This window comes from Geobacter sp. PheSNFMC (genome assembly GCF_059620965.1).
This window is the reverse complement of the sequence record NZ_JCAMRN010000027.1, coordinates 16,558-39,014: the sequence shown is the minus strand read 5'-3', so window position 1 is coordinate 39,014 and position 22,457 is coordinate 16,558. Positions and strand designations below refer to the sequence as shown.

General features: G+C 65.5%; 21 protein-coding genes. 15 read left to right on the top strand and 6 right to left on the bottom strand.

The genetic code is table 11. The features are described from left to right. Positions 1-288: 288 nt before the first annotated feature. Genes AC6CDK_RS07840 through AC6CDK_RS07830 form a run of 3 tightly spaced genes read left to right on the top strand, consistent with a single transcriptional unit; the run spans position 289 to position 1,342 of the window. A complete protein-coding gene (locus AC6CDK_RS07840; RefSeq protein ID WP_039647795.1) occupies positions 289-858 on the top strand; it encodes a flavin reductase family protein in 570 nt (189 codons plus the stop codon). After that, complete coding sequence (locus tag AC6CDK_RS07835; protein WP_066356753.1) at positions 855-1,049, top strand: hypothetical protein; 195 nt, start codon at positions 855-857, stop codon at positions 1,047-1,049. Before AC6CDK_RS07840 ends, AC6CDK_RS07835 begins: the two co-directional genes overlap by 4 nt. Positions 1,050-1,051: 2 nt before the next feature. Further along, positions 1,052-1,342, top strand: a complete 291-nt coding sequence (locus AC6CDK_RS07830; RefSeq protein WP_066356752.1) for a putative quinol monooxygenase — start codon at positions 1,052-1,054, stop codon at positions 1,340-1,342. A 43-nt stretch (positions 1,343-1,385) separates the two neighbouring features. Here AC6CDK_RS07830 and AC6CDK_RS07825 read toward each other — a convergent pair whose 3' ends face one another. The 6 genes from AC6CDK_RS07825 to AC6CDK_RS07800 form a co-directional block, all read right to left on the bottom strand. Beyond that, complete coding sequence (locus AC6CDK_RS07825) at positions 1,386-3,236, bottom strand: sensor histidine kinase (protein ID WP_066356750.1); 1,851 nt, start codon at positions 3,234-3,236, stop codon at positions 1,386-1,388. A gap of 202 nt (positions 3,237-3,438) precedes the next feature. Continuing rightward, a complete protein-coding gene (locus tag AC6CDK_RS07820) occupies positions 3,439-4,086 on the bottom strand; it encodes a response regulator transcription factor (protein WP_039647791.1) in 648 nt (215 codons plus the stop codon). Continuing rightward, on the bottom strand, positions 4,087-6,579 hold the full coding sequence (locus tag AC6CDK_RS07815; protein WP_039647790.1) for a PAS domain S-box protein: 2,493 nt from the start codon (positions 6,577-6,579) through the stop codon (positions 4,087-4,089). It abuts the gene before it with no gap. An 818-nt stretch (positions 6,580-7,397) separates the two neighbouring features. Continuing rightward, complete coding sequence (locus AC6CDK_RS07810; RefSeq protein ID WP_039647789.1) at positions 7,398-7,838, bottom strand: DUF2721 domain-containing protein; 441 nt, start codon at positions 7,836-7,838, stop codon at positions 7,398-7,400. Positions 7,839-8,094: 256 nt separating this feature from the next. Next, a complete protein-coding gene (locus tag AC6CDK_RS07805; RefSeq protein WP_039647788.1) occupies positions 8,095-9,381 on the bottom strand; it encodes a B12-binding domain-containing radical SAM protein in 1,287 nt (428 codons plus the stop codon). Next, positions 9,381-10,844: a B12-binding domain-containing radical SAM protein gene (locus AC6CDK_RS07800; RefSeq protein ID WP_192904985.1), complete on the bottom strand. Its 1,464-nt coding sequence runs from the start codon at positions 10,842-10,844 to the stop codon at positions 9,381-9,383. The genes AC6CDK_RS07805 and AC6CDK_RS07800 overlap by 1 nt, the downstream gene beginning before the upstream one ends. Positions 10,845-11,026: 182 nt before the next feature. Here AC6CDK_RS07800 and AC6CDK_RS07795 point away from each other — a divergent pair, with 182 nt between their 5' ends. The 12 genes from AC6CDK_RS07795 to AC6CDK_RS07740 all read left to right on the top strand — a co-directional run bounded on the left by AC6CDK_RS07795 (position 11,027) and on the right by AC6CDK_RS07740 (position 22,455). Continuing rightward, a complete protein-coding gene (locus AC6CDK_RS07795) occupies positions 11,027-11,857 on the top strand; it encodes a polysaccharide deacetylase family protein (protein WP_039647786.1) in 831 nt (276 codons plus the stop codon). Next, complete coding sequence (locus AC6CDK_RS07790) at positions 11,842-12,504, top strand: glycosyltransferase family 2 protein (protein ID WP_039647785.1); 663 nt, start codon at positions 11,842-11,844, stop codon at positions 12,502-12,504. The genes AC6CDK_RS07795 and AC6CDK_RS07790 overlap by 16 nt, the downstream gene beginning before the upstream one ends. Before the next feature lie 49 nt (positions 12,505-12,553). Continuing rightward, a complete protein-coding gene (locus AC6CDK_RS07785) occupies positions 12,554-13,930 on the top strand; it encodes a radical SAM/SPASM domain-containing protein (RefSeq protein WP_039647784.1) in 1,377 nt (458 codons plus the stop codon). 91 nt (positions 13,931-14,021) lie between these two features. Next, the gene (locus tag AC6CDK_RS07780) at positions 14,022-14,921 is read left to right on the top strand and encodes a lysophospholipid acyltransferase family protein (protein ID WP_039647783.1); all 900 of its coding nucleotides are present in this window, start codon (positions 14,022-14,024) and stop codon (positions 14,919-14,921) included. 4 nt (positions 14,922-14,925) lie between these two features. After that, a complete protein-coding gene (locus AC6CDK_RS07775; protein WP_039647782.1) occupies positions 14,926-15,183 on the top strand; it encodes a phosphopantetheine-binding protein in 258 nt (85 codons plus the stop codon). Continuing rightward, entirely contained in the window at positions 15,180-16,472 is a 1,293-nt protein-coding gene (locus tag AC6CDK_RS07770) for a B12-binding domain-containing radical SAM protein (protein WP_192904986.1), read from the top strand. The genes AC6CDK_RS07775 and AC6CDK_RS07770 overlap by 4 nt, the downstream gene beginning before the upstream one ends. A gap of 14 nt (positions 16,473-16,486) precedes the next feature. Next, positions 16,487-17,317: an ACP S-malonyltransferase gene (locus AC6CDK_RS07765; RefSeq protein WP_226048149.1), complete on the top strand. Its 831-nt coding sequence runs from the start codon at positions 16,487-16,489 to the stop codon at positions 17,315-17,317. Position 17,318: 1 nt separating this feature from the next. Continuing rightward, a complete protein-coding gene (locus AC6CDK_RS07760; RefSeq protein ID WP_039647779.1) occupies positions 17,319-17,741 on the top strand; it encodes an acyl-CoA thioesterase in 423 nt (140 codons plus the stop codon). Further along, positions 17,738-19,123, top strand: a complete 1,386-nt coding sequence (locus AC6CDK_RS07755; protein ID WP_039647778.1) for a lipid biosynthesis B12-binding/radical SAM protein — start codon at positions 17,738-17,740, stop codon at positions 19,121-19,123. Before AC6CDK_RS07760 ends, AC6CDK_RS07755 begins: the two co-directional genes overlap by 4 nt. A gap of 61 nt (positions 19,124-19,184) precedes the next feature. Next, positions 19,185-19,661: a MaoC family dehydratase gene (locus AC6CDK_RS07750; protein WP_039647777.1), complete on the top strand. Its 477-nt coding sequence runs from the start codon at positions 19,185-19,187 to the stop codon at positions 19,659-19,661. An 11-nt stretch (positions 19,662-19,672) separates the two neighbouring features. Continuing rightward, positions 19,673-20,089: a thiol-disulfide oxidoreductase DCC family protein gene (locus AC6CDK_RS07745; RefSeq protein WP_066356734.1), complete on the top strand. Its 417-nt coding sequence runs from the start codon at positions 19,673-19,675 to the stop codon at positions 20,087-20,089. A gap of 80 nt (positions 20,090-20,169) precedes the next feature. Beyond that, the gene (locus tag AC6CDK_RS07740; RefSeq protein ID WP_039647775.1) at positions 20,170-22,455 is read left to right on the top strand and encodes a Tex family protein; all 2,286 of its coding nucleotides are present in this window, start codon (positions 20,170-20,172) and stop codon (positions 22,453-22,455) included. The last annotated feature ends 2 nt before the right edge of the window (positions 22,456-22,457 follow it).

Genomic DNA, 22,457 nt, shown 5'->3' with positions numbered 1-22,457 from the left:
TATCCCTGGCCGTTGCCCTTCACGCGCCCTGCTCCGTGGAGATCATACGCCGCTCGCCCGATCAGCCGGACCCAGCGGCCTGAACGGGCGAGCGCCGGAGGGGACCGGTCTTGTCGCTCCCGGAGCAACGACGCTTCCCAGAGCAACCAGAGCGGCTTCGGTCCGGATAAAAAGTATTCCTTGTTGCTGCCGGTCCGAGTTATATTCTGTCCGCAACGGGAGTCGTCCCCCGGCGTTGCCCGCTGGAGAGCGAATCGAACGTTTCCGAAATCCCTGACTGGAGACCCCATGAAACAATCACTCGGTGCCAGAACACTGCTCGTCCCGACCCCCGTCCTGATGGTTGGAACCTATGGCCCCACTGGCACGCCGAACCTGATGAATGCGGCCTGGGGCGGCATCTGCTGCTCCGACCCGCCGTGCGTCACGGTATCCGTGCGCACGTCCCGGCACACCTACGACAACATCGTTCAGCGCAAGGCATTCACGGTGGGCATCGCCAACGAGGCCACAGTGGTGGAAGCGGACTATGTCGGCATTGCCTCCGGCCGTGATGTCGACAAATTTGCCGCGGCCGGCCTGACCCACGTGGCCGGCGAACATGTTGACGCGCCCTATGCGGCGGAGTTTCCCCTGGTGCTGGAGTGCCGGCTGCGGCATACCCTGGAGCTGGGGATACACACCCAGTTCATCGGCGAAATCGTCGATGTGAAGGCGGACGAGGCCATCCTGGGCGAGGACGGGCTCCCCGACATCCTCAAGATCCGCCCGCTGGTCTATGACACCGCCCACAAGGGGTATCACGCGGTCGGACAGCTGGTTGGCAAGGCATTCTCCGCGGGGAAGAAGCTGCTATGACGCCTGAGGTTTCGGCACTGGACAAGGCCCTCGCAAAGGTATGCGAATTGTGCCCGGTCTGCCTCCATGCCCGCTATCACCAGAAAGGGGTCGGCTTCGATTTCGTGCGCACTGTGGAGCGGGACATCTGCCCCTTCTGCAAGGCCTATGAGCGGGTTCACGGAAGAAAAGCCCACGAGAGGAGGGGATAGTCATGCCGGCAGTAACGGTGATCGCGGAGGTACGGGCAACGGAAGAGGCGGTCGACGCGGTCAGGGTCGAACTTCTGAAACTGGTGGCGGAAACCCGTCAGGAGGAAGGCTGCCTTGAATACCGGCTGCATCAGGATGGGGATGACCCGGCCCTGTTCATCTTCTACGAGAACTGGCAGAGTCCGGCCTGCCTGGAACGGCACCTGGGATCCGGCCACTTCCGGGCTTATCTTGCCGCGGTCGAGGGAATGATTGCCGAAAAAACGGTCCGCAGGCTGTCGGAACTCGCCTGAGGGGCCTCAGCCAATCGCCTCCACAGGGGACAGTCTTCTGCTTTCAGTTGTCCAGGGTAAAGAAGAACACGGCGCCGTGCCCTTCCCGTCCCTCAGCCCACACATGCCCCCCATGGCGCTCCACGATGCGGCGCACCGTTGCCAGGCCTACGCCCGAGCCTTCGTACTCCTCCGTGCGGTGGAGCCTCAGGAACGGCTTGAAGATATTGTTGGCATGTTCATTGGCAAAGCCGATCCCGTTGTCCCGGACGAAACAGACCGTTTGCCCCCGGTCCTCGTCCACGCCGAACTCTATGATGGCATCCTTTCGCTTTTCCGTGTACTTCCATGCGTTGACGAGAAGGTTTTCCATGGCGACCTGCAGCAAGCGGGAATCGCCGTTCACCTTGATCCCGTCGGTTATCCTGAACGCAACCATGCGCTCGGGCTGGGACACCATCAGATCCTGCACTATGCCACGGGCGATCATGCTGAGGTCGGTGGGACGCCGGATGATCTCTCCCTTGCTGACCATGGCCAGGCGGAGCAGGTCGTCGATCAGTTGCCCCATCTTTCTGGCTGCCGAACAGAGTCGGTCCAAGTGCTGCCTTCCAGCGCCGTCAAAGGTATCGTAGTAATCCTCCATGAGAGCCTTGCTGAAACCCTCTATGTGACGCAGGGGAGCCCTCAAATCGTGTGAAGCCGTATAACTGAAGGCTTCCAGTTCCCGGTTGAGCTCCTCCAGCTCCGACGTCCGCTGTGCCACCCGCTGCTCGAGCTCGGCGTTGAGCATGGACAGATCCTCTTCGGCTTTCTTTCTCCGGCTGACGTCGGTCATGACCCCGCGGAGCTTCACGCGGCCGTTAGCGTCCTCGACAACCATGAACGAGTTCCGCAGCCAGACGATGCGGCCATCGGCGGCGAGTGAGCGGTACTCCAGTTCGCGGCCGGATCCCTCGCCGTGCGTTGCGCGGCAGGCAGCAAGGACCCACGGGCGGTCGTCAGGGTGGATGCTGCGCTCCCAGCAGCCCGGATCGGCAAGCCATGCCTCGGCGGGATAGCCCAGGATATCCTCGGACCTCTGGCTGACGAACGTGAAGCGGAAGCTCTCGACGTCGAGCTCCCAGACGATGCCGCTGACGGCATTGACCAGCTCGGCATACTTCTCGTTGCTTTCCCTGAGATTTTCAGCCGCAGACTTCCGGTCGGTAATGTCGGTGAACATTGCGATCATGCCGGCGTTCAGCCCGGCAGGGTCGTGCAGCGGCGCGGTGGAGATGCTGACACTGACCAGCTCTCCATTTTTCCTCATGCGCACGCCTTCGATGTCGTGCAGCACAGCCTCCCGGCAGGCGCTCGCGCACACCCGTTTCCCGTCCTTCGCATCGTCCGGGTGGAGCAGGGAAAAGGGCGTCTCCCTCACCTCTTCTTCAAGCCAGCCAAAAAGGCGCTCGGCGGCACGATTCCACACCACGACCCTGTCTTCCCGGTCAAGTGCCACGATGGCTACCGGCGATGCCTGGAGGATGGCCGTCATCGCCTCGTTCGCCTCGAACAGCTTTTTCCGGCTCTCGTAATTCTCGGTCAACTGCTGCCGCAGCTCTTCCTCGGCCACGATAAACTCTTCGTTTTGCTGCCTGAGTTCCTCCTCAACCACGGTCAACTCTTCGTTGCGCACCAGGAGATCTTCCTCGGAGCGCCTGATCTGCGCCGTATCCCGGTGGACGAGCCAGTAGAGGAGCGCAGCGGTCGCGGCCACGTATGCCCATCCCTTCCCCATCTGGAGTCGTGTGAGAACGCGGGGGTCTTCGACCGCGAGACAGAGCAGCCAATCGGAGAAGAGAATCCACAACACGCCGACGAGTGCATAGATGGCAGTGATCCGCAACGCTATATTCTGGTTGCTGCCGGCCATATTCCTCCCTCCAGTGCTTCGCCGAAACAGTACGCTCCGGGACCGGAAGCGGCACATGCATGTCAAAGGATATGGTGCCAGGTTGGGACAGGTGGTGCGGGTTATCCGCGATATGGGCAAAGGACATGGCGTCCCGTACCAGTAAATAGCCGAAATGACATTGTCAGTCTGTCGGGAATGTTTGACTCAGTCGGTGAAAAGGCTATTTTGCGGGAGTAACGCCGTGCAGAAGGGCAAATTTGACCAGGGAAGGGATGTTGGTGATGCCGAGCTTCACCATGAGCCTGCTGCGGTAAGTTTCGATGCTTTTGGGGGAAAGGGAAAGGATTTCCGCAATCTCCGAACTTTTCTTCCCCTCGACCACCAGTTGCAGAACCTCCCGCTCCCGTTGGCTCAGGCTGTCGAGGGGACTTCTCGGGAGATCCGCGCAGGCGGAGTGGTGCATGTCGGACGGCAGTCGGCTTCCTCTGCCGAAATAGCGGTGTCCCCGCATGACCGTCCGCACCGCGTCGGTAACCTCGGCCCCTGCCGACTCCTTCAGGAGATACCCCCGCGCACCGGCCTGAAGCGCGCGGTAGATGTGCTCAAGGGTGTCGTGCATGGAGAGGATTACGATTCTTGTCGCCGGCTGTTCCCTGGAAATCAGGCGGGCGGCTTCAATGCCGTTCAACTCCGGCATGGTGATGTCCATGACCACCACGTTGGGCTTGAGCGCTTCGGCCATCGCTATCGCCTCGCGCCCGTCACCGGCCTGGCCGATCACGGCGATATCGCTCTGTGATTCGAGAATCATGGTCAGTCCGTCCCTCACGACGGCATGGTCATCGACAATGAGAACCTTGATCACCATCTACGAATCCTCGCTTATTTCAACGGTCAGCACCGTACCTTTGCCCGGCGCGGTAGCCACCTGAAACACCCCTCCGATCAGCTCCGCCCGTTCGCGCATGATCGTCAGCCCCCAGCCGCTTCCCGCCGGCGTCGGTGAGGCTGTTTCACGCGCAAACCCAATGCCGTCGTCCGCAACGGAAATCAGCGTCTTACCGGCGCCGGTCGAGAGAGAGACCGTCACGTTCCGGGCGAGTGCGTGCTTGGAGCAGTTCGTGAGGGCCTCCTGGACGATGCGGAAAAGCGCTATTTCCTTCTCAGCCGGCATCCGGGGAACCGTGTCGGCCACATGCACCGTCACCGCAATCCCGGTCCGCCGCGAAAAAAGATCGGCATGCCAGCGCAGTGCCGCCGGCAGACCATAGTCGTCCAGCACGGGTGGCCGCAGCTTGGCCGTAAGGCCCCTGACCGTGCGGCTGATGTCTTCGATGAGCCGTTCCGTATCTTCAATCCTCGCCCTGAGGTTCCCGTCCGGCGCCTGCGGGATGCTGCCGCCGATGACGGTAACGTTGAGATTGAGGGCGGTCAGGTCCCTCCCGATCTCGTCGTGCAGTTCAGCGGCAAGCTTCTTCCTCAGGTTCTCTTCCATCTCGGTAAGCCGCCCGGCGTAACAGCGGAGGGTCGCCTCGGCCCGCCGCCGTTCGGCAATCTCGGTGGCCAATTCCATGTTCCGCAGCTTCAGTTCAGCAGTCCGCTGGTGAACCAGCTCCTCGAGCAATTCCCTGTGGCGATGGAGCTCATCCTCTGCCAGCCGGCGCTCGGTGATGTCGATGAATGTCGCAAGGACAGCGCCCTCGATCGTTATCCCGGAGACCTCCACCAGGCGAATGCCTCCATTTTTGCACGTGACCCGGTATTCAACGGGTTCGATATCGCCCGTGCCGTGCCGGGCCCTCTGCACGGCCGCCTGCCAGGAGCCGATCACCTCTCCCCGGGAGCACTCATCGGGATGGACCCGGGCCCACCATTCCTCCTGCGTCGGGATGTCTTCCGCCGTATAGCCGAACAGTCGCGTGAACCGGTCGTTTACATATACCATGGTGCCCGTCGCATCCGCGAAGTACAGCGGCAGGGGCGCCAGTTGGACCAGCCGCCTGAACCTGGACTCGCTGCCCCGCAGCGATTCCTCGGCCTGTCTGCGGGTGGTAACTTCCTCTTGAAGGGCCCGGTTAGCCTGTTCCAGATCCGCGGTCCTCTCCCTGACGCGGAGCTCCAACTGCTCCTTCGCTTCCCGGAGGGCCGCCTCTGCCTCCTTGCGGGCGGTTATGTCTTCCACGATGGCTATATTGAAGCTCGGTTCCTCGCCATCGGCCCACAGGGGAGAGACGGTCAGCCTGACCCACACGTTGCAGCCGTTCCGGTGCACATAGCGCTTCTCTCTCGTGAAAGTGCGGATATCCCCCTTCAGGAGCCGGGAGATGCATTCCAGATCGACAGCCACATCGTCGGGGGGAGTCAGTTCCTGAAACCCCATCGTCTGCATTGCCTCGGGAGAGTAGCCGACAATGTCGCCGTATTTCGCATTGGCCCTGACGAACCGGCCCGTCATCGGGTCAACCAGGGCCACGCCGACCGCCGCCTGCTCGAAGATCGTCCTGAAGCGCTTTTCGCTCGTGACCAGTTGTGCTTCCGCCTGTTTGCGCTCCACCAGATCCATGATCATAGAGGCGAGCTCATGCAGCGCATCCGCATCTTCCCGGGTATACTCCGTCGGTTTGTTGCCCACGCCAATAACGGCGAGCACCTTGTTGCCATGAATGATCGGCACGCCCATCACCCGGACAATGGGAGGATGCCCCTCGGGCAGTTGCTTCCCGTGCGGAAGGCTGGCGTAATCGTTATGGATGACGGCGGTCCGCTCGCGGCAGCAATCGCCCCAGATCCCGGCCCTGCCGGCCGGATGGTGCTCTTTCCCGCCTCTCACCCGGCACATGGCGGTCAGGGTGTTGCTCGACCACGCCCGCAGGGGGGTCTGCTCCCGGTCCGGGTCAATGATATGCAGGTAGCCGATATTGCTGTCGGTCAGCCGTTCAGCGGCATCCAGGGCCGACCGGAGTAACTCGTCGAGGCTTTCGCACCGGGCACGTTCCGACAGATGCAAGCGGATGCGCAGCAACTCTTCAGAGATGCCGCGCCCGGCAGAGTTCCACAGGTAGATGACGAAACAGCCATCATCCACCCTGGCCACCCGGAGGAATGCCCGGACGGGCTGCCCACCCTGCCCGGCCAAGGAACATTCTCCCTCCCAGAACCCGGTGTCAGTCATGGCAGCGCCGGCGCGGAGCACGGCCGCGCACTGCTCAGCGGGCATGATGTCGGCCAGTGTGCGGGGTGAGGGATGAGGGAAGGCTATTCCAAGACACTCGAGGGCAGCGGGACTGGCTTGCAGAATGCGTCCCTGCGGCTCCACCAGCAGAACGGGAAACGGTGCATGTTCGAAATACCGATGAATCACTTCCAATACCCCTGCAGTTACTGATCAAACACTTCGAGTCAGGGTTTCGACTACTCAGCCAAACCCATTGATGCCGTAAAAGAATCAACTCGTTCGCACAAGCTCATGGACGAACATCACCCACAATCAAATACTGGCAGAGAACTGGCTCGTGGGCAGTTAATGCCGCCGCGACTCAGTACACAGCTTCGGCAGAATAGGAAATAACAAATCAGTCCGTCTGTCGGGAAAGTTTGACTGCCCGTAAATTCTCCGTGTTGCTGAAACCGATATGCCGCGCGAAGCGCCGTCGAAAACCTGCGCTGGCCACGTCCGGCCTGCCGCCATGCCCGCTACCAGCAGCAGTGGTTCGCCCTTTGGATGTGTCGGAAATGGTGCGCGGAACATCTTCTCTTCTGCTACGCCTGTGAGGGTCCACGGAATAGAGGCAAACAAGAGGAAAGGATACACGACACCAACCGTAACAGTTGTCGCAGAAGCGACAGTCAGGGAGGCTGCCGGTGCTGTCAGGGCAGAGTCCTCGAAACTGGCGGCAGAAACTCGCGTGAGGGGAGACCGCCCGGAACGCCGTCTGACTCAGGACCGGCAGCCCCCGGGCCCCTTCGCCTTCTGCGAGAGCCGGCAGAGTCCTGCCTGAAGCACCCCGTGGGATGGAACTACGGAAATCCGCGGCTGCCAAAAGAAGCGGTCACCGGCAGGGCGGTCCACAGGCCTCCGGCATGTGCCTGGGGAAGAGATAGGCGGATCGGAATATGTTGTCGTGGAGCGGGGTGCTGGGCTTGTGCGTAGGCATCGCGCCCAGTCCGGGGTCACCGGCGTCAGCGCATCCCCAGGCGTGCAGTGGCGATCGCCAGGTAAATCTCCCGGAGAAAGCCCAGCAGGCCTCCGATCAGTGCGAGCATGGCAAACACGAACAGCAGGGCCGCAATGTCCGATACATTGATGTGGAGGAACGCACCCACAAAAAGCAGGGCAATGACCACACACACGAGGAGCGCGCTTATCGTGCACGAACTGATGGCCCAGTTGATCAGCCGCATGCGGCGCCCGAGGGTTGCCAGCTCAAGCCGTGACAAGGCCCTGCCATCCCCGGCAGGATCGGCGAGCTTCTGCTCGATGACGCGGGCACGGTCAACGATGCGACCCAGCCGATTGATGAGCACGGACAGGATCGCGCCGACACCGGTGAGGAGAAAAACCGGCGCCACGGACATCTGTATGACATGGGCAATGTTAGAAATGACGGGCTCTGGCTGCATTATGCCGGCGTCTCCCCCGGGGATGGATTTCACCCGTGATCATTATTACCCTTTCTCTGCCCGGCTGTGAACCATTTCTTTAGAGCTTGTCCCTGACTGACTCTGGACGGGATCGTTCCCGGATATGCAGCAGTTCTGGCCGGACCGGCGGGATAGCATCAGGGCGGCGTGTTCGCAAGGGGACCGATGCGCGACGTGGCGCATCGGCGAAACAGTCCGGGGCAACAATGCCGGAAGCATGGCCCCGAGGGCCGCGCTACGGCGCCTCATCCTCCAGCAGGTCGTTTGGCCCCTTGCGCAGGATGTTATAGGCGAGATTCGTCAGGCGGCGCCCCGGATTGCGCATGACGCGGGTGGCGATGGCCCGCCAGGAGTAGGCCTCACGGCGTGCCTCCAGCCAGCCCCGGTGGAGCCGTTCGGGAGACATGAGACGGGGCCGGAAGACCACGGTGGAGTGGTCGTAGCGGGACCAGTCGGTGGTCAGGAGCCGCCCCTCCTCCTGGAACTGGCGGAACAGGGCCGTGCCGGGGTAGGGGGTGAGGATGTGGAAGGTGGGGACGCTGGGAGAGCATTCCTCCAGGAAACGGACCGTGGTATCGAAGACGCTCTCGTCGTGGTCGTCGAAACCGAAGATGATGGACGTCTCCAGGATGATGCCGGCGTCGCGGACCCGTTTCATGAGATCGGCCTGGGAGTAACGGGTGCCGGACTTGGCCATGTTGGCGTGGGCGCCGACCACCGACTCGATCCCCACGAAGAGGCCGATGCACCCCGAGTCCGCCACGAGCTTCAGAAGCTCCGGATCTTCGGCAAAGCGGAGATTGGTCTGGGAGCCCCAGCGGACGTTCATCTCGGCCAGCCCCCGCAGGATGGGCCGGGCCTTGGCCGGGTCGCCCAAGAGGTTGTCGTCGAGAAAGACCACGAGCTTGCGTCTGAAGGAGCGGATCTCGGCCAGGATGTCGTCGGGGTCGCGGTAGCGGAAGGTGTGGCCGAAGTAGGGAGTTACGGTGCAGAAGGAGCAGTCGTAGGGGCAGCCCCGGCTCGCCTGGACCGTCTGGGTGGTGAGGTAGCGGCGGCCGGCCAGGATCTCGCGGCGGGGCCAGGGGGCGGAGAGGAGATCACCCGTGGGGACCGGCGCCCGGTAGACCGACTTGAGACACCCGGCCAGGAGGTCATCGAGGAGTTGGGCCCAGACCGGTTCCGCCTCACCGATCACCACCGCGTCGGCATGGAGCAGTGCCTCCTCGGGCAGGACCGTGGGGTGGATGCCCCCCATTACCACGGGGACACCCCGCGCCCGGAACCGGTCGGCGATCTCGTAGGCCCGCGTCGCCTGGTGGGTCATGGCCGTGATCCCCACCAGGTCGAAGGTTCCGTCGAAGGGGACCTCGTCATGGACCTCGTCGGCCAGGACCACCTCCCAGTGGCGGGGCGTGGCCGCGGCCACCATCTGGAGCGAATGGGAGGGAAGCTGGAAATAACGCGCCCAACCGAGCGAGTGGGTCGCCGGGTAGATCAGCAGCAGCCGGGGGGAACGGGACATCAGGCGGCTCCCCTGCAGCACGCCCCGGCGCTGAAATCAACCAGGGGCTCCGTTGTCCGGGGTCGGGTCGCCTCGTACTCCCTGAGGTAGGCCTCGGGCTTCATCATCCGCTGGGTCCGCCAGAGGACCCGGGCGATGTAGGGGATCTGGGAGGGGCGGACCTGCTTCATCCAGTCCACCAGGCTCTTGTCTCCCGAGGTATTGAGGATGGAGCGGCGCCAGGTCTCGGCATAGAGCTCGAAGAAGCGCGGGGCGCCCACCCGGGGTTCCCACAGGAGGTGGTGCATGTCGAAGTTGGACCAGGGCTGGCGGGCAATGCGCGGGGCCACTTCCCGGAAGAAATCGGTGCCGGGCAGGGGCGTGAGGATGGTGAACCCGGCCCGCTGGAGGCCGTAGCGGGCCACAAAGTCCCAGAGGTCGCGGAAATCGTCCTCGTCCCAGTCGGGGTCGATGAGGAAATTGCCGTTGATGCCGTAGCGCAGCTCCCGGGCGAGGCGCACCGCCTCCACGCTCTCGGCCACGCCGGAATCCTTGGTGATCCCGGCGAGCCCCTTGTCCGTGGCCGCCTCCAGGCCCAGGAAGATGTCGAAATCCTTGGCCAGGGGACGCCAGGCGGCCATGAGGTCGGCGCTCCGGCAGATGAGGTCGGTGCGGGTCTGGACGAGAATCCAGCGTTTGAAAACCCCGCGCTTTTTCAGCGCATCGGCCAGCTCCAGGCTCCGGGCCGGATTGTGCCAGAAGAGATCGTCGGCCACGAAGATCGAATCCCCGGCCGTGGCGAAATCCTCCACCACCGCGGCAATGCTCCGCTCGCGGCAGGAACGGCCGTAGAGCTGCCAGACGGAGCAGAAGGAGCAGCGGTGGGGGCAGCCCCGGGCCGTCTCCACGAGCCAGACCGGCTTGAACAAAAGGCAGTGGTAGCCGGAGCGGTGCCGGTCCACCAGGTCGCGGGCCGGGAGCGGCACGAGGTCGAGGCAGGTCTGGCGGTCGAGGCAGGGGGTGTCGCGCCAGCCGTCAGGCTCACGCAGCCGGAGCCCCGGCACCTCGTCGAGCCGCCCGCCCTTCGCCAGGGCGGCGGCAACCAGGGGCACGATCTCCTCCCCGTCGTCGCGGCAGATGGCGTCCACCGCATCGCACTCCAGAGGAGCGGGAAAGGCGGCGGCCGCATGTCCCCCCACGAAGATGAAGGCATCGGGGCTTGCCCGCCTGACCTCCCGGGCCGTTTCAACCACCCGCTCGTACTCCAGGGCGTGGAGGCAGGAGATCCCCACGAGACGGGGCCGGGTGCGCCTGACCCAGGTTGCGGCACCGGGGCGGAAGCGGAGGTCTGCCGCGCTGACCGTGTGGCCGTGGGCACGGAGCGCCGCGCCGATATATTCGAGCCCCAGGGGCTCGACCCTGAAAAAGGGGCCGAGGCCGAACCGGTCGTTGCCGGGATGGGGGCGGAGCAGGAGAATGTTCATCTGAATCTCGCCAAGGTGAAGTAGCGGAGCGTATTGTTTCCGAAAAGGGCAGCGGGGGTCAAGGGTAATATGTTTCGTTAGCGCCGATTCCCTGCGTATTGACTAACGTTAGGCGAAAGTATTATACTTTCGCTATTCTTGAAAGCAGAGGGGGGGATGCCATCCCCCCTTTTTTCTCGGTGATGCCCGCTTTGAATGCCCTGACCATCGACGTGGAGGACTGGTACCATGTCTGCGGGCTCCCCGGCGAGCCGGTCGTCAGCGCCGAAGCGGAGCGGGTCGTCCCCGCCGTCGGACGGCTGCTGGCACTGCTGGCCGGGCGCGGCAGCCGGGCCACCTTCTTTTTGCTCGGTTCCGTGGCCCAACGGCATCCGGACCTGGCGCCGGCAATCGCCGCAGCGGGCCATGAGATCGCCTCGCACGGCTGGTCCCACCGGCTCGTGACCGAGCTCTCTCCCGAAGAGTTCCGGACGGAGCTGCGGCGGACCGGTGAGCTCCTGGAGCGGCAGACCGGTCGGCGCCCCGTGGGATTCCGGGCACCCCAGTGGTCCCTCTGCCGCCGGCGGACCCCCTGGGCCTTTCCCATCCTGCGGGATGAGGGATACCGGTACGATTCCAGTCTCTCGCCGCTCCCCTTCGTGGGAGACCGGCGCGGTCCGCGCGGTCCGTTCAGGATCGACACCCCGGCGGGGCACCTGGTGGAGGTGCCGCCCCTGGTGACGCGAACCCCCCTGGGCAACCTGCCGACGGGCGGCGGGTGGGGCTTCCGGTTCTTCCCGCTGGGGCTGATCGGGGCCACCATGGCGGGATTGAACCGGCGCGGCATGCCGGCGGTGCTGTACGTTCATCCCCGGGAGGTTGACCCGGAGGGCCCGCGGCTGGCGCTGCCGCCCCTGCGTTCCTTCGTGGCCTACGGACCGCGCAGCGATGCGGCGCCGCGACTCGACGCCCTGCTGGAACGATTCGCATTCACTACACTCGATCAGTTGGTTGACCGTTGGGATACTGTATAATCATACCAGCCTACAACGCGGCCCGGACCCTGCCGGCCGTGGTCCGGGAAGTCCTCGGCCTGGGGATGTCGTGCCTCGTGGTTGACGACGGCTCAACCGACGGGACCTCCGCCGCGGTGGAGGGGCTGGGCGTGAACCTGGTGCGCCACGACGGCAACCGCGGCAAGGGAGCGGCACTGCGGACCGGCTTCGAATGGGCCCTCGCCCACGGATGCTCCGGCGTGGTGACCCTGGACGCCGACGGCCAGCACGATCCCTCTGCGATCCCGCTCCTGGCGGCCAGGGCCCGGGAGCGCAACGCCGACGTCCTCATCGCCTCCCGCGACACCCAGTTCCGGGAGATGGCGGGGCTTCGCTCCGTCTGGAACCGCTTCGGCGTCTGGTGCATGAGGAAGCGGACCGGCTTCGCCATCACCGACAGCCAGTCCGGGTTCCGCTGGTACTCCGCGCGGCTCCTGAAAGGGGTCTCCCTGGAGGCGAGCGGCTACCACCTGGAGATGGAAATCCTCATGAAGGCATGGCGGGGTGGATTCACCATCGATTCGCTCCCCGTGGCCGCCCGGGTGGCGGACGGACGCGCCACGAGCCATTTCCGGCCGGTGCGGGACACCTGGAATATCTGCATGACGTTCCTGCGCCACATGTGAGGCTGCGCAGGGGCCCTTTTGCCGGGAACCACAACGAGGTCACAGACTGATGCTCCAGAGCCTAAAGAACTATACAACCGAAAAAATCGTCTCCCTCCTTCTCTCCATGGCCACCAACGCCTCCAACGAGAACCTGGCGCGGATGACCCACCTGATGGAGCTGATCCCGAAAAAGGAATACTACAAGGAACGGATCCGCTGGATCCGGAGGCTCATCCAGGAGAACCACCCTTCCATCGAGTTTCCCCGCCGTATCCTGCGGGAGATCCACCCCAACCAGCGGGAGAAGTGGATCACGAACCTGGCGGTGAACCACCTCCTCTCCGGCACCAACACGCGGAAGGCATGGCAGGAGCGGGAGGGGTACTATCCCCCCTCCACCGTGGTCATCAGCACCACCATGAAGTGCAACCTCTCCTGTTACGGCTGCTACGCGGGCGATTACGCCAAGGCCCTGGAGCTGACCAACGACGAGATCGACTCGATCCTCACCCAGATGAAGGAGATGGGGGTCTACTTCGCCGTCATTTCCGGCGGGGAGCCGTTCTTTAAAGAAGACATCTTCGAGATCTTCAAAAAACACTCGGACATGGCCTTCCTCGTCTTCACCCACGGCGGGCTCATCGACGAGGCCATGGTGCGGAAGCTGGTGGAGGTGGGGAACGTGATGCCCGCCTTCTCCCTGGAGGGGTACGAGCAGGAAACCGACGAACGGCGCGGGCCCGGCCATTTCCGCAAGGTCATGCGGGCCATGGACCTGTTGCGGGAGGCGGGGCTCTCCTTCTGCGGCTCCTTCACCCAGACCAGCCGGAATACCGACATCATCACCAGCGACGAGTACATCGACATGCTGGTGGCCAAGGGAGTCTTCGCCCTCTGGCTCTTCACCTACGTGCCGGTGGGGCGGGAGCCCGACCTGGAGCTGATGGCGACGCCGGAACAGCGGGACGCCCTGCGGCGCCGGATCGTCGATTTCCGGGCCGCAAAGCCGATGCTCTTCGTGGACTTCTGGAACGACGGCCCCATCATCAGCGGCTGCATCGCCGGGGGGCGGAAGTACTTCCACATCAACGCCAACGGCGACATCGAGCCGTGCGTCTTCTGCCACTTTGCCGTGGACAACATCCGGCGCACCACCCTGCGGGAAGCCCTGCGGTCGCCGCTGTTCCGGAAAATCCGCCAGGTGCAGGGAGAGCACGACAACCTGCTCCGCCCCTGCATGCTCATCGACCACCCCGACGTGGGGCGCGAGCTCTTCCACAGCGCCGGGGCCTATCCCACACACGAGGGGGCCGACGCCATCTTCACCGGCCTGGCGGACAACATGGACGACTATGCCCGGCGTTACGCCGAGTTCGCCGACCCTGCCTGGGAGCAGGAGTTCGGCGACGGGCAGGGGAAGCGCCCCAGGGGCGTAACCCGCTGATGCATCTGAAACCTGAATCCGTGGAGCCGGAGAGCCAGGGATACGGGAGAACCTTCACAGACGCCGGAACTCCGGCATGACGAGCTGACACGTGCCGCTGCACAACCGGATAAACCTGTTCCTTATCAACCTGTTCACCCTGCTGGTCCCCCGGGCGGTCCATGCGCCCTTCGCCTTTCTGACGGGGCTGATCCTCTACCTGGTCATCCCCGGACCCCGGCGGGGGGTGCGCGCGAACCTGAGGGCCGTGACCGGCAGGCGCAACGTGGAGCGACTGGTGCTCTCCACCTACTACAAGTGCTCCCGCAACTGGACCGACATCATGCTCATGATGCGCCGCCGGGGCAAGCGGCTCTTTGCCCTCATCGGCCGGCAGGAGGGGCACGGTATCCTGGATCGGGTCCTGGCGGAGGGGAACGGTGCCATCATCGTTTCGCCCCACCTGGGCAACTGGGAACTGGGGGGGCTGGGGCTGGCCGAGCGGGGCTACCGGCTCAACGTCATGACCTTCCGGGAGCCCGACGAGCGGGTGAACGACCTGCGGGAGCGGGTCCGGGAGGAACGGGGCATCCGCTTCATCTACGTGGACCGGCACGACACCTCCCCCCTGGCTGCCGTGGAGGCGGTGAACGCCCTGCGCCGCAACGAGGTGGTGGCGCTCCTGGTGGACCGGGACGGCTCGTCCCAGACCATGGAACTGGAGTTCTTCGGCCGGCCGACCCCCATCCCGGTGGGGGCCGGCTACCTGGCCCTGGCCACCGGCGCGCCGGTCATGCCGGTGTTCGTCCCCCTGGAGGGAAGCAGCTACGCCACCATCATGGAAGAGCCGATCCGGTTCGCCGGCGGGCGTGGCCGCAACGCCGAGGCAATCCGCCGGGGGATGGAGCAGGTACTCGGGGTCTTCGAGCGGTACATCCGCAGCTACCCCGATCAATGGTACAACTTTTTCGACTTCTGGAACGATGAACACAACGAAACCGTGAAGGGATAACCGCATGTCCGACCAACTCATTGTGCAGGTAAAGCAGATGATCATCGACGCCCTCCGGATCGAGGGAATGTCCCCCGACGACATCGACACCGACGCCCCCCTCTTCGGCGAAGGTCTCGGCCTCGACTCCATTGACGCCCTCCAGCTCGTGGTGGCCATGGAGAAGGATTTCGGCGTGGTGGTCCCCGACGCCGCCACCGGCACAACGGTCTTCGCGTCGGTCCGGAGCATGGCCGACCACATCGCCGCCAACCGGAAATGAAGATCCTCTTCGTGGCGCCGGGCTGGCCCCGGGGCAGGCTCTGGGGCGAACTGGGCTTCAAGTTCCCGTCCCTCGCCCTGGCCGCCCTGGCTGCGGTTACCCCGCCCGAATGGGACGTGGCCCTCTGCGACGAGAGCCGGGGGGCCATCGACTTCAATGCCCCGTGCGACCTGGTGGCCATCACCGCCATGACCCCCCAGGCGCCCCGGGCCTACGAGATCGCCGCCGGCTTCCGGTCCCGCGGAAAAACCGTGGTCATGGGGGGATTCCATGCCAGCAATCTCCCGGACGAGGCCCTCGGCCACGTGGACGCCGTAGTGGTGGGCGAGGGGGAACTCTCCTGGCCCCTGCTGCTGGCGGATTTCCAGGCGGGCCGGCTCCAGCGCCTCTACCGGTCCCCGGGGCTCCTGCCCATGGCATCGATCCCGGTGGCCCGGCGCGAGATCTTCGCCGGCAAGGGGTATCTGCTGACCAACACCCTCCAGACCACCCGGGGCTGTCCATTCGACTGCGAATTCTGCTCGGTCACCGCCTTTTACGGCCGCAAGTACCGGGAACGCCCCGTCGAAGCGGTGCTCGCCGAGCTGGAAACCCTGCGCAAGGCCAACTCCTTTGCCTTTTTCGTGGACGACAACCTGGTGGCCGACCGTCGCTACGCCCTGCCCCTGTTCCGGGGGATGAAGGGAATGGGGTTCAAGTGGCTCTCCCATGCCCCCATCGATTTCGCCGGGGATGAGGAGTTGATGCGGGCCGCCGGCGAATCGGGCTGCATCGGCATGTTCGTGGGGTTCGAGTCCCTGGACCAGGAGGCCCTGGCCGCCATGGGAAAGGTGACCAACAGCTCCTCCGCGTTCCTGGACCAGGCCCGGAAATTCCGGGACCACGGCATCGGCATCCTCGGGTCCTTTGTCCTGGGCTACGACGGCGACACCCCGGACTCCTTCGGCCGCATCCTCCGCTTCTGCGAAGAGGCCCGGATCGAGGCGGCCATTTTCCCGATCCTCACACCCTACCCCGGTACCGCCGTACGCCGGCGGCTGGAGGCCGAGGGGCGGATCACCTCCAATGACTGGCGCGACTACGACATGGGGCACGTGACCTTCCGCCCCACGAAAATGACCGCCCGGGAGCTCCAGGAGGGGCACGACTGGCTCAACCGCTCCTTCTACTCCTTCGGCTCCATGTGGCGGCGCATCGGCAAGCTGCACCGCTCAGTGCAGGTCTTCGGCCCCATGAACCTGGGGTTCCGCAACGCCATCCGAAAATCCGACAGAACGAAAGCCTCCTGACCATGATCTGCTTCATGTTTCCCGGACAACCCCTCGCGCCCCCGGTCGAATTCCCGGAGGACGCGGATTTCGAGGCCATTGCCCTTCTGACGCGGCAGCGGGCCTCCTTTGACCTGCACACCTTTTCCTGGACCGGCGAGCCGTCCAGCGATACCGTGGCACTCCAGGCCTACGGCGTGGCCATGGGGCTCTACCGGACCCGCCGGCTCAGGGCCGAGGGGATCGCGCCCCGGCTCATCGCCGAGCACAGCATGGGGATCTACCCCGCCCTGGCCGCGGCCGGCGCCCTGGATGAGGGGGACGCCCTGGAGCTCGCCGTCCGCCTCGGCAGGACCATGGCCGCCATGGGGAGACAACGGACCTACGCCCTCGGTTGCATGGTGGGGCTCACCCTGGAGCCCCTCCTGGCCATTGCCGAGAACAACGGCGTGTACCTTGCCAATCACAATACGTCCCGCCACTTTCTCCTGGCCGGCGAACGGGGGGCCATGGAGGACGCCTGCGCCGAGGCCCTGGCCCGCGGCGCCTTCTCGGCCAGGCTCTTCCCCTGCGACGCACCGCTTCACACCCCGCTCATGGCGGAGGTGGCAACGGAGCTCTCCGCCGTGGCCGGCGATTACCGCTACCGGGAGCCGTCCGTCCCCCTGGTGGACCACATCGACCAGGACTTCCTGGCCGCCGCAGACCTGCCGGTGTTCATGGTCCGGGACCTCATGGAGCCGGTCCGGTGGGAGCGCACCTACCGCGCCCTGCGCGCTGCCGGCGCCGACCGTCTTTACGAGGTGGGGGCGGGTGATTCCCTCCGCAAGTACAACCGGTGGATCGAAAGCGAGCGGGGGAGGTAGCATGCGGGAACACGAGACACCGCTCACCGTCCGCTTCAACGAGGTTGATTCCTACGGCGTTGCCTGGCACGGCCACTACGTGGCCTGGCTGGAGGTGGGGCGCAACGACCTGGCGGGGCGGTTCGGGCTCGACGCGGCCCAGATCGGCGAGCTGGGATATCTGGCCCCGGTCGTGGACCTGGAGTTCTCCTACCGCAGGCCAGCCCGTTTCAACGAAGAGCTGCGGATCATGACCACGGCCCTCCGGACCGAAACGGCCACCATCGAATTCGCCACCCGCATCCTTGGAGCCGACGGCACCCTCTGCGCGCGAGGGCGCACTGTTCACGCCCTCACCGACCGGCAGGGGGTGCTCCAGTACCGCCTTCCCCCCGCAGTGGGCGAACGGCTGGAACGGCTGCTCGCCTGGACGGAGGGGTCATGAGGCTCCTCCTCGTGTCGGCAAACCGGGAGCGGAGCCCCTACCCGGTCTTTCCCCTGGGGCTCGCCTGCCTGGTCCCGTCCCTGGAGGCGGCCGGCCACGAGCTCCGGGCCCTGGACCTCTGCTTCGAAGCCGATCCGGAGGCGGCCGTGACCGCGGCTTTGGCGGATTTCGCCCCCCAGGCCGTGATCATCTCCGTCCGCAACATCGACAACGTCACCTGGCCCGGTTCCCGCTCCTACGTGGCCGGGGTCAAGGCCATCGTGGACCGCTGCCGGGGCATAGCCACCACCATCCTGGGGGGATCGGGCTTCTCCCTCATGCCCGCCGAACTCCTCGCCTTCACCGGCGGTGACCTCGGCGTGGTGGGCGAGGGAGAGGAGATCCTGCCGGAGATCCTGGCCCTCATTGAGCGGGGCGAGTCCCCGGCGTGCCTGCCGGGAGTGGTGGCCGGCGCCGGGGCCTTTGCGCCACCCCGGCCGGTGGAGCGGATCGCCGCCCCGGACCGGCGCCTCTTCGCCCTGGCCCGCTACCGCCGGGAGGGAGGGATGGCCAACATCCAGACGAAGCGGGGATGCCCCTTCGGCTGCATCTACTGCACCTATCCGCTCCTGGAGGGACGGCGCATGCGGCTCCGGCCGGCAGCGGAGATCGTGGCCGAGCTGCGGGAGTTGGCCGATGCCGGCATCGACTACGTCTACTTCGTGGACGACATCTTCAACTACCCCCCCGACTTTGCCGAGGAACTCTGCCGGGCCATGGTCGCCTCGGGCCTCACCATGGGCTGGTCGGCCTTCATAAACCCCCAGTTCATCACCCCGCGCCTCATGGAAACCATGGTGGCCGCCGGCTGCGACGCCGTGGAGTTCGGCACCGACTCGGGCTCGCCGGCCATGCTCCGCAACCTGGGCAAGTCCTTCGGCGTGGAACAGATCCGGGAGTCGTCCCGCATCTGCCGCGAGCTGGGGGTCGACTTTGCCCACTACATCCTCTTCGGCGGCCCCGGCGAGACCCCGGCGACCATTGCCGAGAGCTTCGCCCTCATGGACGAGGTGGCCCCCACCGCGGTCATCGCCATGACCGGCATCCGGATCTTCCCCGGCACCCCCCTCTTCGAACGGGCCGTGGCCGAGGGGATGGTGACGCCGGATGAGCCGCTCCTGGAACCGACCTTCTACCTGGACCCCGCCATCAGGGACGTGCTGGGGGAACTCGTCACCGCCGGGGCCATGACGCGGCGGAACTGGGTGGCGCCGGGACTGGAGATCAACATGAGCGACGCCATGCTGGAGGCCATGCGCCACTTCCCGGTGCGCGGTCCCCTGTGGAAACTGATCAAGCGGCTGGGGCGGAGTCACGCGAAGCCGCTTTCCCAGCGTCAATAGCCGGTGTAGGGGCAATTCACGAATTGCCCCTACAGTGAACGACAGATTTCACGGAGGTCCTATGTCGGCAGCGGATGACCTGATCGCATTCCTTGCCCCGAAACTCGGCACTGAAACCCACGTGGGCCCCTGGCTCACCATCGACCAGGAGCGGATCGACCGGTTCGCTCACGTAACCGGCGACATCCAGTGGATCCACACCGACCCGGAGCGGGCCCGGCGCGAATCCCCCTACGGCGCCACCGTTGCCCACGGGTTCCTGACCCTCTCCCTGCTCCCCTGCCTCACGGAGGCGAACCATCCGGATTTTTTCCAGCGCAACTACCCCGGCATGCGGCTGCGGGTCAACTACGGCCTGAACCGGGTCCGCTTTCCCCAGCCGGTGGTCGTGGGCTCCCGGCTTCGGGCGCGCACCCTGCTCAAGGCGGTGGAGCCCCTGGCCGGGGCGGTCCAGATCACCTACGAGATCACCGTGGAGATCGAGGGCAAGGACAAGCCCGCCTGCGTGGCCGAGCAGGTGGTGCGGGTCTATCCCTGAGGCGGCGCACCGTGCCGACCCCGCCGGCATTCCCCCTCACCGTCTTCTATGACGGCGCCTGCTCCGTCTGCGCGGCCGAAATGGCGGTCTACCGGCGCGAAAACCACGGGGGACGGCTCGTCTTCGTGGACATCAGCGATCCCGCCTTTGACCCGTCCCCCTGGGGCATCACCCTGGAGGCGTTCATGGCGCAGATGCACGCCATCGACCGGGATGGCCGCGCCTACCGGGGAGTGGAAGGCTTCTGGGCCATCTGGCAGGCCTTCCCCGCTTCAACCCTCTACGGGCTCCTCGGCGCCCTCGTGATGCTGCCGGGGCTCAACCTCCTGGCCCGGCTCGGCTACCGGGGATTCGCCCGTATCCGCAAGTACCTTCCGAAACGCGCCGCCCGTTGCGACGGCGGCACCTGCCGCATGGACCGGCACTGAAGCCCTCCCCGCTTTTCAAACGCCGCCCCCTGTGGTAGGATGCCCGCCTTTCCCAACTCCCCCGGAACAGAGGACTTTCCATGGCACTAAGCGACCAGACCCTGCAGGATATTCTCCGCTACCTGACCGAAGAAACCGGCCTCGCCCCCTTCCAGGTGGCGAACACGGTGGAACTTCTGCGCGATGGGGCCACCGTCCCGTTCATCGCCCGCTACCGGAAGGAGCGGACCGGCGAACTGGATGAAGTCGGCATCCGTGGGATCGAAGAGCGCCTCGCCTATTTCACTGAGCTGGAGGAGCGCAAGCTCACGGTCCTCAAATCCATCGAGGAACAGGGGAAGCTCACCCCCGAGCTGGCGGACCGCATCCGGACCTCGCGCCAGAAGACCGAGATTGAGGACCTCTACCTCCCCTACAAGCCCAAGCGGCGCACTAAAGCGACCATCGCCCGGGAGCGGGGGCTGGAGCCCCTGGCCGACCTCATGGCGGCCCAGGAGCTGACCGCGGGCACGCCCGAAGAGGCTGCCCTCCCCTTCGTGGACCCCGCCGGCGAGGTGCCCGGCGCGGCCGCCGCCCTGGAGGGAGCCGGCCACATCCTGGCCGAGCGGCTGGCGGACGACGCCGATGCCCGGGCCTTTGTCCGCCGCCTCACGGCCGACCAGGGGATCTTCTGTTCACGGGTGGCGGCCGACCGGAAAGGGGCGGTCACCAAGTTCGAGATGTACTACGACCACCGGGAACCCCTGAAGTCGGTCCCTTCCCACCGGATGCTCGCCATGCGCCGGGGCGAGAAGGAAGAGGTGCTCATCCTCGCCATCGAGGCGCCGACGGAAGAGATCCTCGCCGGTCTCCGGGCCCGGATCGGGGGGCGCGCCAGCATCTTCCGCCAACTTCTGGAAGGGGTGGCGGAGGACGCCTACAAACGCCTCATCGCCCCCTCCATCGAAGTTGAGCTGCGGCTGGAAGCCAAGCAGCGGGCCGATGAGGCGGCCATCACCGTCTTCGCCCAGAACCTTCGGAACCTCCTCCTGGCACCGCCGGCCGGCGGCAAGCGGGTCCTCGGCGTGGACCCGGGGCTGCGGACCGGCTCCAAGCTGGCTGCGGTGGACGGCACCGGCCGGTTCCTGGAGCATGTGACCATCTACCCCCACGCCGGCGGCGAAGGGAAGGTGGCGGCGGCAAAGCGCGAATTTCTCCGGCTGGTGGAGTGCCACGGCATCGAGATGGTGGCTGTGGGGAACGGCACCGCGGGACGGGAAATGGAGCAGTTCGCCAAGGAAACCCTGGCCGAGGGGGGCAAGAGGATTCCCGTGGTCATGGTGAGCGAGGCCGGGGCCAGCGTCTATTCCGCCTCGGAGATCGCCCGGGAGGAGTTTCCGGACCTGGACCTGACCGTGCGGGGGGCCATCTCCATCGCCCGGCGCCTCCAGGATCCCCTGGCCGAACTGGTTAAGATCGACCCCAAGAGCATCGGCGTGGGCCAGTACCAGCACGACGTGGACCAGCGCGCCCTGAAGAAGTCCCTGGACGCGGTGGTGGAGTCGTGCGTCAACTACGTGGGGGTCGACCTGAACACCGCCTCCTGGGCGCTCCTCTCCTACGTCTCCGGCGTGGGGCCGTCCCTGGCCCGGGCCATTGTCCGCCACCGGGACGAGCACGGTCCCTTCCCCGCCCGCCGTGCACTCATGAAGGTCTCCCGCTTCGGCGACAAGGCCTTCGAGCAGGCGGCCGGCTTTCTCCGCATCCGGGGCGGCGAGCATCCCCTGGACGCCACCGCCGTCCACCCGGAGCGCTATCCGGTGGTGGAGGCCATGGCAACGGATCTGGGCGTGTCCCTCGGCCAGTTGGCCGCGGACCCGGCCCTGCCGGCGCGGATCGACCTGAAGCGCTACGTGACCGACGCAGTGGGGCTTCCCACCCTGCGGGACATCATGGAAGAATTGAAAAAACCGGGCCGGGACCCGCGGGAGGAATTCCGCACCGCCGCCTTCCGGGACGACGTGACCGAGATCGGCGATCTGAAGGAGGGGATGGTGCTCCAGGGGGTGGTGACCAACGTGACCGCGTTCGGCGCCTTCGTGGACGTGGGGGTCCACCAGGACGGCCTGGTCCATGTGAGCCACCTCTCGGTCAAGTTCGTGAAGGACCCGGCCGAGGCGGTGCGGGTGGGGCAGGTGGTGCAGGTGAAGGTCCTGGCCGTGGACGTGCAGCGCAAGCGCATCTCCCTCTCCATCCGGGAGGCCGCGCCCGGCGGCGCCCCGCGGAGTGCGGAAAAGCCGGCGCACAAGGAAGAGCCGCGGAAAACCGGCGGCGGGCTTGACCTGGGGGGGCTGGAACGGGCAGGATTCCGGGTGAAAAAGCGGTAACG

Bases quoted from the DNA above. Each gene is read 5' to 3' on its own strand.
- AC6CDK_RS07785 (WP_039647784.1), top strand. From the start codon at position 12,554: ATGCTCCAGAGCCTAAAGAACTATACAACCGAAAAAATCGTCTCCCTC.
- AC6CDK_RS07750 (WP_039647777.1), top strand. From the start codon at position 19,185: ATGTCGGCAGCGGATGACCTGATCGCATTCCTTGCCCCGAAACTCGGC.
- AC6CDK_RS07755 (WP_039647778.1), top strand. From the start codon at position 17,738: ATGAGGCTCCTCCTCGTGTCGGCAAACCGGGAGCGGAGCCCCTACCCG.
- AC6CDK_RS07810 (WP_039647789.1), bottom strand. From the start codon at position 7,838: ATGCAGCCAGAGCCCGTCATTTCTAACATTGCCCATGTCATACAGATG.
- AC6CDK_RS07830 (WP_066356752.1), top strand. From the start codon at position 1,052: ATGCCGGCAGTAACGGTGATCGCGGAGGTACGGGCAACGGAAGAGGCG.
- AC6CDK_RS07800 (WP_192904985.1), bottom strand. From the start codon at position 10,844: ATGAACATTCTCCTGCTCCGCCCCCATCCCGGCAACGACCGGTTCGGC.
- AC6CDK_RS07765 (WP_226048149.1), top strand. From the start codon at position 16,487: ATGTTTCCCGGACAACCCCTCGCGCCCCCGGTCGAATTCCCGGAGGAC.
- AC6CDK_RS07840 (WP_039647795.1), top strand. From the start codon at position 289: ATGAAACAATCACTCGGTGCCAGAACACTGCTCGTCCCGACCCCCGTC.
- AC6CDK_RS07820 (WP_039647791.1), bottom strand. From the start codon at position 4,086: ATGGTGATCAAGGTTCTCATTGTCGATGACCATGCCGTCGTGAGGGAC.
- AC6CDK_RS07760 (WP_039647779.1), top strand. From the start codon at position 17,319: ATGCGGGAACACGAGACACCGCTCACCGTCCGCTTCAACGAGGTTGAT.
- AC6CDK_RS07835 (WP_066356753.1), top strand. From the start codon at position 855: ATGACGCCTGAGGTTTCGGCACTGGACAAGGCCCTCGCAAAGGTATGC.
- AC6CDK_RS07770 (WP_192904986.1), top strand. From the start codon at position 15,180: ATGAAGATCCTCTTCGTGGCGCCGGGCTGGCCCCGGGGCAGGCTCTGG.
- AC6CDK_RS07795 (WP_039647786.1), top strand. From the start codon at position 11,027: ATGCCCGCTTTGAATGCCCTGACCATCGACGTGGAGGACTGGTACCAT.
- AC6CDK_RS07775 (WP_039647782.1), top strand. From the start codon at position 14,926: ATGTCCGACCAACTCATTGTGCAGGTAAAGCAGATGATCATCGACGCC.
- AC6CDK_RS07825 (WP_066356750.1), bottom strand. From the start codon at position 3,236: ATGGCCGGCAGCAACCAGAATATAGCGTTGCGGATCACTGCCATCTAT.
- AC6CDK_RS07740 (WP_039647775.1), top strand. From the start codon at position 20,170: ATGGCACTAAGCGACCAGACCCTGCAGGATATTCTCCGCTACCTGACC.
- AC6CDK_RS07805 (WP_039647788.1), bottom strand. From the start codon at position 9,381: ATGTCCCGTTCCCCCCGGCTGCTGCTGATCTACCCGGCGACCCACTCG.